We start from the raw sequence: 2,597 nt of genomic DNA, 5'->3' as shown, positions 1-2,597 counted from the left end.
CCCCCCCCCCCCCCCCGCCCCCCCCCCCCTCCCCCCCCCCCCCCCCCCCCCCCTCCCCCCCCCCCCCCCCCCCCCCCCCCCCCCCCCCCCCGCAGCCCGCCCTGTGGCCGCGTCCGGCCGCGCCCCGAAGTCCCCGCCACGGCCCAGGTCGAAGACGCAGGCGGCGGGCACCACCGGCACCACGTGCGCCGGATCGGGGCCCACCCTGACCCCCCGGTGCCGCTCCTCAAGCCAGGCCATCACCCCGGAAGCCGCGTCGAGGCCGTACGCGCTGCCGCCGGTCAGGACGATCGCGTCGATCCGCTCGACGACGTTCCTCGGGTCGAGCGCGTCCGTCTCCCGCGTCCCGGGACCGCCGCCCCGCACGTCCACGGCGGCGACCGCGCCGCCCACCGGGGCCAGCACCACCGTGGTGCCGCTGAGCGCCCCGGACCCGGCCACGCGCGCGTGGCCCACGCGTACGCCGGGGACGTCGGTGAGGGCGTCGGCGCGGGCGGGGCGTCCGGGACGTTCGGGACGTTCGGGCTGAGTCATGGGCCCTGCCTACCACGCGTACGGGCGCGGCGGGCCCTTCCCCGCAGGGGTCAGCCGGTCTCCGGCCGGTCCCGGGTCGCCGGGTTGCCCGCCGTCAGGGTCACGCCGATCGCCACCGTGGCCGTCGCGACCAGACCGGTGGCCAGGACCGCCCAGCGGCCCGCGAAGGAGCACAGGAGCACCGCGAGCGACGCCACGGGCAGGACGAGCTGCTGGGCGAGACCGACCTTGAAGTGGCGGGCGTGGAGCAGCCATACGGACATCAGGTACAGGGCGGTGGGGATGGTCACCGCCGCCGCTGCCGCGAGGGCGCCGATGTGGGCCTTGCCCACGGCCTGTTCGACGGCGATCTCCAGGCCCGCGCCGACGGCGGCGACCGAAGCGAAGATCACATAATGGCCGTATCCCCACAGGAAGCCCTGGCGGCTGGACCGCAGCAGGGTGTGCGCGGGCGCGACGAAGTAGATCCACCAGGCGGCGAAGACGAGCAGCAGACCGCCCACCGCGATCGGCACGAGCCTGTCGAGGGCGTCGTGTTCGACGATGCCGGTCTTCACGGCGACCGTCGCGGCGGCGACGGTCTCGCCGAGCACGATGATGGTGAACAGGCCGTACCGCTCGGCGATGTGGTGCGGATGCCAGGCGCTCGGCAGGTCCCTCTCCGCGAACAGCGGTACGGCCAGCTCGGCCGGCACCATGACCAGGAAGACCCAGCCCCGGGCGGGCTCGGGCAGCAGGACGAGCGCGAGCCAGCCGATCTGGACGAGGGCCACCCCCGTCGCGTACCGCAGGCACATCGTCCGCTCCACCGGGTCGACGGCGTGCCGTGCGGCCCGCAGCCACTGCGAGGCGAGCGCGAGCCGCATCACGACGTAGCCGAGGTAGACGCCGAGGAAGTCGTGCGTCTCGAAAGCGCGCGAGACCCCGGCGGCGAGGACGAGCACGCCCGCGATCTGGAGCAGGGTGACGAGCCGGAACAGCACGTCGTCGTTGTCGTACGCCGAGGCGAACCAGGTGAAGTTCATCCAGGCCCACCAGATCGCGAAGAAGACCATCGCGTAGTCGAGGACGCCCTGCCCGGCGTGGCCCCCGGCGACCGCGTGCACCAGCTCGGCCCCCGCCTGGGCGATGGCGACGACGAAACACAGGTCGAAGAAGAGTTCGAGCGGGGTGGAGACCCGGTGCGACTCCGCGCGGGACCGCGCGGTCAACGGCAGAAACGGTTGTGTCATGACCCCAGCACACCAGAGCGGACACGTCGGGGTGCCGAGGCACGCGTGACGGGGGCGGGGTGAGAGGGGCGCGGCGGGGGTGGGGCGCGGCGGGGTGAGGTGAGGGTGGGGCGAGGTGAGGTGGGGTGGGGGCGAGGTGAGGTGGGGAACCTCGCGGGGGCTTCCCTTGCGGGGGCCCTGGGACGGGGGCTTCCCTTGCGGGGCTCCTGGGGTGGGGCCCTCGTGCGGGGCTTCCCTTAGGGGGCGCCCGTGCCGGGTCTCCCTTACGGGGTTCTCTCGCCAGACCCTCCCTTACGGGTGTCCCCACCGGGCTCTCCCTTACGGGTGTCCCTTACCGGGCCGTCCCTTACGGGGGCTTCCCGCAGGGTTTCCCCTGCGGTCACCGGCCCCGGCTTCCCTGCGGTCACCGGCCCCGGCTTCCCTGCGGTCACCGGCCCCGGCTTCCCTGCGGTCACCGGCCCCGGCTTCCCTACGGACACGGCGCGGGCTTCCCCTGCGGTCACCGGCCCCGGCTCCCCCGCGGGCACGGCTCCGGTTCCGCCTGTGCGTAGCGGGTCGCTATCAGGGTCGCCAGTCGGGTGTGGTCCGCGAGCGGGGCCGACACCGCCCAGGTGTCCGGGAGCCGTGCGAGCGTCCGGGTGAAGCGGCCCGGGGCGAGCAGATGGGCGGCGACCGCGACCCGCCGGAAACCGGCCGCCCGCAACCGCGCGACCTCCTCCGCCGGGCCCGGCGCACCCGCCGAGCAGTACGCCACGGCCACCGGCACCCGTACCGGAAGCAGCGCGCGCAACTGCCGCGCCGCCGTGCGGGTGCCGTCGGCGCCGCCGGGAC

General features: G+C 75.4%; 3 protein-coding genes. All 3 read right to left on the bottom strand.

The window, feature by feature from the left end; translation table 11 throughout:
- Positions 1–534: P1 family peptidase (locus tag BU197_RS13360; protein WP_223184075.1), on the bottom strand; the 534-nt coding region annotated here is incomplete at its 3' end.
- Between the two features lie 50 nt (positions 535–584).
- Complete coding sequence (locus BU197_RS13355) at positions 585–1,766, bottom strand: low temperature requirement protein A (RefSeq protein ID WP_188268472.1); 1,182 nt, start codon at positions 1,764–1,766, stop codon at positions 585–587.
- 499 nt (positions 1,767–2,265) lie between these two features.
- The coding region (locus BU197_RS13350; protein ID WP_317453386.1) for a sirohydrochlorin chelatase at positions 2,266–2,597 on the bottom strand (332 nt) is incomplete at its 5' end.

The sequence above is a fragment of the Streptomyces sp. CBMA291 genome (assembly GCF_014596525.1).
Classification (GTDB): Bacteria; Actinomycetota; Actinomycetes; order Streptomycetales; family Streptomycetaceae; genus Streptomyces.
Note: the sequence above shows the minus strand (reverse complement) of the source record. Positions and strands in the feature narration are given on the sequence as shown.